Raw genomic sequence first — 6,755 nt, 5'->3', positions numbered from 1 at the left:
TCGTTATAATATTGCCTTCAATTAGTAATGTTTCTAATAGTTCCGGTATTGCCGTAATCTCATTTGATTTATCATTAACTCTTACTTGACCTAAAACTAAATTGTTTTGATTTGCCCATGCACTGACCATGTTGTACGGGAGATTTCTTTCCTTCTGACTTAGCTCCTATTAATGCTTTTCCGTCAATTGCAATAACTTGCCCCTTTGATATATTTGATATTGAATTAACCCAATCTATAAAACAACTTTCAAATTGAGAACTGTCAATTGAAGAAAATAATCTGTTGATTGTGTCTTCTGACGGAATTCCATTAGGTAATTCTAGGAATTCTTTTAAAAAACCCACTTTTGAATTCGCAAACTCTACCATTTGCTTCCATGTTTCAGCTCCGCAAATAACTGAGACTATGCCAATTAGGAGGATGTCGTTTAGTTTGTGAAGTTGGTTTACATGGCTTCCGGGGTCGTCTGTACTGCCAAAAATGCCCACTAGTTTATTATCTTTTTTCATACCTTTTAACTGTTTATCTAACAGGCTAATATGCAAATAATTAATAAGAAAAAAGACAATTTTTGAAAGTGTTTTCAATTAAAAAAGTATGAGTTTGCCCTGAAAAGAGGGAACCTAAATTATCCCAAATAGATTCTTTTCACTCGTTCAGAAACGCGTGTAATAACCTCATAAGAAATCGTATTTAGTTTCTTTGCAATTTCACTTGCCGGATAGTCATCTCCGAAAATAATAACCTCATCGTTTTCTTTTGCATCAATGTCGGTAATATCAATCATACACATATCCATACATACATTACCTATAATTACTGCTTTTTGTTTGTTTATTAAAACGCTTCCTGTTTCGTTACTGAATTTTCTACTTAAGCCGTCTGCATAGCCGATAGGAATAACAGCAATTTTACTGTTACGTTTTGCAATCCATTTTCTTCCGTAACCAACGGTTTCATTTTTAAGAACGGTTTTAATTTGTATTATCCTTGTTTTTAATGTGCTGACATTCATCAGGTTTGCATTGTCGGCACCGTTAAAACCGTATAGTCCAATGCCTATTCTTACCATATCAAACACAGCATTCGGAAATCGTTCAATTCCCGATGTATTTGCAATATGTTTTATAAACTTATAATTTAATCCTGCCGAAAAATTATTGCAGATTTCTTTAAACTTATTAATTTGTGTGTTTGTAAACTCATCATGTTGAGGCTCATCTGATGCTGCAAGATGTGAAAAAACAGATTTCACAAAAAGCAATTTGGTATTTTGAAGTTTTTTTAACAGAGCATCAATTTCAAAATCACAAAATCCGAGACGCATCATTCCGGTATCAACTTTAATATGTATCGGTAATTTTATGCCGGAATAATCTTTTAATTTATTTAAAAATGTTTCTAAAATATTGAAACTGTATATTTCCGGTTCTAATTTATAGTCAATAATATCCGAAATGCTGTTTTCGTCCGGATTCATTACCATAATTTTAGTTGTGATACCGGCTTTTCTTAAGCTGACGCCCTCATCGGCAATGGCAACTCCGAGATAATCAACTTGGTGGTATTGTAATAATTCGGAAATTTTAGATGTTCCGCTGCCGTACGATAATGCTTTTACCATTACCATAGTTTTGGTTCCGGGCGGAAGTAAGGATTTGTAATAATTAAAGTTATGTGTGAGGGCTTCTAAGTTAATTTCCAGTACGGTTCGGTGTTTTTTTAACTCTAATGCCTCTGAAATTTTTTCAAATTTAAAAACTCTGGAACCTTTTAATAATATTACCTCATTTTGAAATAATTTTATGAAATCGTCTTTCAAAAAATCTTTAGTTGATGTATAAAAAGAAGAATTAATTTTTTCGTTAAAAAAGTCTTTGTGAGCACTTATTTTTTCTCCGATCCCGATAAAACGGTTAATATTATTATTTTTTATAATTTTTGAAACTGTTTCATAAAGATCTTTATCAGACATTCCGCTTTGGTTGATATCTGATAAAATAATGGTTTTATCCATGTGCTTCGAAAGGTTTTTTAATAAATCAACAGCAATTTTCAATGAGTTAATATCAGAATTATATGAATCATTTATTAAAACACAATTGTTAATGCCTTGTTTTTGTTCAATCCTCATTTCAATCGGTTCTAAATGAGAAAATCGTTCTAATATGCTGTCGTTAAGTAAATTTTGCGAAATAATATAGCTTAAACAAGACAATGAATTTTTAACGGACGCATCATCAATAAAAGGAATTTTGTATTTTATTGCTTTGTTTTTGTAGACGACTGTTAAATTTGTATTTGTTTCTGATTTTGCAACTTTTTCAACAAATAAATCAGCGGCTTTGTTTTTTAAAGACCAAGTAAAAAGGTTTTTATTGTTAAAATTTTTATCTTTTTTAATTAAATCGGCAATAATTTGAAAGTTCGGAGAAAAAATTACAGTTTCGGCATGTTTGCACATTTTAAGTTTTTCAATTGCTTTTTCTTGAAGATTTTTAAAGTTTTCTTGATGTGCTTCTCCGAATGCAGTAAAAATAACCGTATCAGGTTTAATAATTTTTTCTAAGTTTTCCATTTCGTCCGGCTCCGAAATTCCGGCTTCAATAATTCCTGTTTGATATTTTTTTTCTAAAAGGCATAAAGACAAAGGAACTCCGAGTTGAGAATTATAACTTTTCGGACTTCTTACAATGTTAATTTCATCATGTAACAATTGATACAACCATTCTTTTACGATAGTTTTTCCGTTACTGCCGATAACAGCAAGAACTTCAGAATTAAAGGTGTCTCTGTAATATTTTGCCAATTTATGCAAAGTATCCATAGTATTATCAACAATAATAAAGCGTGCATTTGTTAATTCTTTAAATTGATTGCGGTATTCTGAAACCACAAAATTTGACATTCCTCTTTTGTATAAGTCATTAATGTACTTATGTCCGTCATTTCGTTTACTTTTCAATGCAAAAAAGATTGATTTCTCAGAAGAAACAAAACTTCTGCTGTCCGTAATTATTTCGGAAACGACTTGTTCGGACTTGCCGATTAATTTTCCGGAAACGACTTCTGCGAGTTTTTGTAAAGAAATTTCGGTCATTATTGTTACTTTTGTAGTGCAAAAATAAACTAATTCTTAAATGTACACTATAAATCAGTTACAAGAAAAGATTTCGCAAGAAATTAACAGTCTTAATTTTGGTGAAAACCCTTCAAATTTATATGTTCCGATAAAATATATGCTTGATGCAGGCGGCAAAAGAATAAGACCGGCATTAGCTTTGGCTGCATGTAATATGTTTTCGGAAAAGATTGAAATTGCAATACCTGTTGCATTGGCATTTGAGATTTTTCATAACTTCACATTATTGCATGATGATATTATGGATAACTCTCCGATAAGAAGGAATAAAGAAACTGTTCACTTAAAATGGAATAAGAATACGGCAATACTTTCGGGAGATGCAATGATGATTAAAGCGTATGATTTTTTGAAAGATTTACCGGCAGAACTTTTTGTAAAGGTTTTCCCCGTGTTTAACGATACGGCTCTACAGGTGTGTGAAGGGCAGCAATATGACATGGATTTTGAAACACAAAAAAAAGTTTCGGAACCGGAATATTTGAATATGATAAAATTGAAAACGGCGGTTTTAATTGCTGCATCTTTAAAAGCCGGAGCTATATGCGGAGGAGCAACGGATAAGCAAGCAAATTTGTTATATGAATTCGGATTAAGTATAGGATTAGCATTTCAAATTCAAGATGATTTATTAGATGTTTATGCTGATGAAAATTTATTCGGAAAGCAAAACGGAAATGACATTTTAACCGGCAAAAAAACCTTTTTGTTGATCAATGCATTAGAAAAATCAGATTCGGAAACTTCAAAAAAACTTATTGAGCGTATAAATAATAAGTCAATAAATGACAAAGAAAAAATCGCGGTTGTTATTAAAATTTATGATAAGTTGAACATTAAAACTACAACAGAGCAAAAGATCAAAAAACTTCATCAAAAGGCTCTTAATTCTTTAAACAGTGTTCCTTTACAAGCAGGAAAAAAAGAAGAGCTTTACGATTTTGCGAATTTATTAGTATCTCGAAAAAAATAAAGACCGAAAATAAAATTATTTTGGTCTTTGTGGAGCATATCGGATTCGAACCGATGACTTCCACGCTGCCAGCGTGACACTCTAGCCGACTGAGTTAATGCCCCTTTTTGGTTTGCAAAAATACACATTTCTTCTTGATTACATAATTTTTTAAAAACATTTTTCTCGCAACACACAATGAAATAACGCAAACACAAGTTTTTCAACTGCTTTTCAAGTTAATTAACTGGCACAATAGTTGCATAATTAAAAAACAAGTTGTAGCTTTGTATCAAAATAACAATTTAAATCAAATAAAAATGGAAGCATTAACAAAAAGAGAAGAAGAAATAATGCAAATTTTTTGGGAAATAAAAAAAGGATTTGTAAAAGATATTATTGCAAAACTCTCTGATAATCCTCCTTATAATACAATTTCTTCGGTTGTCAGGATTTTAGAAAAAAAAAGATTTTTGAAATATAAACAATACGGGAATACGTATGAATATTCTCCGAAAATTTCAAAAAAACGATACAGAAAACAAATATTTAAGACCGTTGTAGCCGATTATTTTGACAACTCTTACAAGAAAATGGTTTCTTATATGGTGCAAGAAAACAAATTAGACGAAAAAGATATTGAAGAAATGATGAAACTAATTGATAAAAACGAAAAATAAAATGCAAAACTTTTTGATATACATACTCGAAGTTTCTGTTTTAACAAGTATCTTTTTCTTGTTTTACAGATATTTGTATTTCAAATTAGCATATTTTGTTTGGAGCAGGTATTATTTCTTTGCTTTTTTATTATTAAGCTTTGTTATTCCTCTTTTGCCGACAATATTTAATTCCGAAGCAATCATTTTTAAAATTGATAGTATAATAGGTGTTTCGAAGAGTGAAAGCTTTGGGTTGATTAATGTTGAAAACAGCTATTTAAATAATCCAAAAACATTTTGGTCGAATATCCCACTAAAGGAAATCTTTTTTATTGTTTGGTTATCCGGGTTTATAAGGTATGTGTTTATTATTATAAGAAGCATTATTTCAGTTTTAAGATTGAAAAGCAACAGCAAGAAAATAAAAGAAAAAGGCTTTACATTAATATTTACAAATTCTGAAAATACGGCATTTAGTTTTTCCAATAATATTTTTGTAAATAAAAACTTTGAAACTTTAAATGATGAGGAGAAAAATCAGATATTAAGACATGAAAAAATACATGCAAAACAAAAACACACAATTGATAATTTGATTTTCGAAATTTTCAGAGCCGTATTCTGGTTTAATCCTGTTTCAAGATTAATTTCGGCAAACATAAAAATAATACACGAATTTATTGTTGATAATGAATTAACCGGAAACAAAAATGCTCCTGATTATTCTCGGTTAATCTTAAAATTATCAACCCACTGTTCTCATGCAATTTCAGTAAGCAGTTTTTCGAAAGATGAAATAAAGAGCAGAATTAAACTGATAACATTTCCCGAAAAAGAAAAAGTAAGGAAAATTCGCTTTGCAATTTCAATACCGGTTTTATTGGCAACGGTTTTTGCAATGTGGATAATTGTCTCAACAACAAATGAGTATGTACTTGCAGGCTCTAAAACGAATAAAGAATTTTGCACACCCTTTGAAAAAGGAAATTATAAATTAATAAGTCCGTTTTTCGAAAACATGTTGCCCGGAGAAGTTATGAGAGGGAAAGAAGAAAACATTAATAAAGCCCTGCAATACACGATTTCTCATAAAGAGGCAACATATGAAGTAAAAGATTATTCAAAAGTTTATGCAATAGGCAACGGAAAGGTATCACATATTAAAAGAAAAGACATATTCGGCTTAACGGAAATAACAATAATAATTGAATTGGAAACAGGAGATATTGTGGAATATATCGGTTTATACAAAACAACAATAAAAGAAAATGATAAAGTTAACAAAGGAGATATAATCGGGTTAACCGGAGATTTAAGATTGTACCCGTCTGTAAGTATTAAACTTATGAAAGACGGCAAATATAAAAATCCCGAAAACATTTATCAATAATGAACAACAGAAAAAAACATATCAACAAATTAGAAAAAGGAAGAGGCTTGCTGCTGCAAATAAGCATTATAGCATCTTTGTTGATTGTTTTAATCATTTTCGAAACAAAAAGTTCATACACAAAAGAAAAACCTGCAGGATTTACTCAAATAAATCTTGAAATTGAAAAACAAAAGTTTAAAAGCGGAGACATCAAACCTCCTGTTCCGAGTAAAATGAGCTTTTTAAATACGAAGAATAACATTGAACTTTCAAACACAGAACGAAGTAATTTAAATTTAAACATTAATAAACAAGCACAATTTACGGGAGGCGAAAAAGCATTACGAGAATATTTTGATAAAGAAAAGCAATATTCCGAAGAAGCAAAGAAAAAAAATATCCAAGGAAGAGTAAACGTAAGTTTTATAATTGATGAAAGCGGAAAAATAAAAGATGCAAAAACTATAAGAAGCATTCATCCTTTAATTGACACAGAAGCATTAAGGCTGATTAATGCAATGCCCGACTGGAAACCGGCAGAAGCAAACGGAAAGCCGGTTGAAAGTAAGCAAATTTTACCGGTAATATTTATAAGTAATTAAAATTTAAATCAGTAAATACATA

General features: G+C 30.5%; 5 protein-coding genes, 1 tRNA gene and 1 pseudogene. 4 read left to right on the top strand and 3 right to left on the bottom strand.

Annotated elements, in window-relative coordinates; all coding sequences use genetic code 11:
• Together L3J35_01680 and L3J35_01675 are read right to left on the bottom strand one after the other, a co-directional pair.
• Positions 1–512: pseudogene (locus L3J35_01680) on the bottom strand (ISAs1 family transposase).
• Between the two features lie 119 nt (positions 513–631).
• Positions 632–3,103 carry a bifunctional UDP-N-acetylmuramoyl-tripeptide:D-alanyl-D-alanine ligase/alanine racemase gene (locus L3J35_01675; protein MCF6364888.1) on the bottom strand — a complete coding sequence of 824 codons (2,472 nt, stop codon included), beginning with the start codon at positions 3,101–3,103 and terminating at the stop codon, positions 632–634.
• Positions 3,104–3,143: 40 nt separating this feature from the next.
• Between L3J35_01675 and L3J35_01670 the strand changes: the two genes are divergently transcribed.
• Entirely contained in the window at positions 3,144–4,118 is a 975-nt protein-coding gene (locus L3J35_01670) for a polyprenyl synthetase family protein (GenBank protein MCF6364887.1), read from the top strand.
• Positions 4,119–4,148: 30 nt separating this feature from the next.
• Here the strand turns inward: L3J35_01670 and L3J35_01665 are convergent.
• Positions 4,149–4,222, bottom strand: a tRNA-Ala gene (locus tag L3J35_01665).
• A gap of 195 nt (positions 4,223–4,417) precedes the next feature.
• Here L3J35_01665 and L3J35_01660 point away from each other — a divergent pair.
• The 3 genes from L3J35_01660 to L3J35_01650 are packed head-to-tail and all read left to right on the top strand — an operon-like array spanning position 4,418 to position 6,733.
• Positions 4,418–4,777, top strand: coding sequence for a BlaI/MecI/CopY family transcriptional regulator (locus tag L3J35_01660; GenBank protein MCF6364886.1), 360 nt, complete (start codon positions 4,418–4,420; stop codon positions 4,775–4,777).
• Between the two features lies 1 nt (position 4,778).
• A complete protein-coding gene (locus L3J35_01655) occupies positions 4,779–6,149 on the top strand; it encodes a peptidoglycan DD-metalloendopeptidase family protein (protein ID MCF6364885.1) in 1,371 nt (456 codons plus the stop codon).
• On the top strand, positions 6,149–6,733 hold the full coding sequence (locus tag L3J35_01650; GenBank protein MCF6364884.1) for an energy transducer TonB: 585 nt from the start codon (positions 6,149–6,151) through the stop codon (positions 6,731–6,733). The genes L3J35_01655 and L3J35_01650 overlap by 1 nt, the downstream gene beginning before the upstream one ends.
• Positions 6,734–6,755 lie beyond the last annotated feature (22 nt).

The organism is Bacteroidales bacterium (assembly GCA_021648725.1).
Taxonomy (GTDB): Bacteria; Bacteroidota; Bacteroidia; order Bacteroidales; family JAADGE01; genus JAADGE01.
The sequence above is the reverse complement of the archived record's forward strand: the minus strand, read 5'-3'. Positions and strand labels throughout refer to the sequence as shown.

Excerpts from the sequence above, each read along its gene's own strand:
- L3J35_01675 (MCF6364888.1), bottom strand. The coding sequence starts at position 3,103 with ATGACCGAAATTTCTTTACAAAAACTCGCAGAAGTCGTTTCCGGAAAA.
- L3J35_01670 (MCF6364887.1), top strand. The coding sequence starts at position 3,144 with ATGTACACTATAAATCAGTTACAAGAAAAGATTTCGCAAGAAATTAAC.
- L3J35_01660 (MCF6364886.1), top strand. The coding sequence starts at position 4,418 with ATGGAAGCATTAACAAAAAGAGAAGAAGAAATAATGCAAATTTTTTGG.
- L3J35_01655 (MCF6364885.1), top strand. The coding sequence starts at position 4,779 with ATGCAAAACTTTTTGATATACATACTCGAAGTTTCTGTTTTAACAAGT.
- L3J35_01650 (MCF6364884.1), top strand. The coding sequence starts at position 6,149 with ATGAACAACAGAAAAAAACATATCAACAAATTAGAAAAAGGAAGAGGC.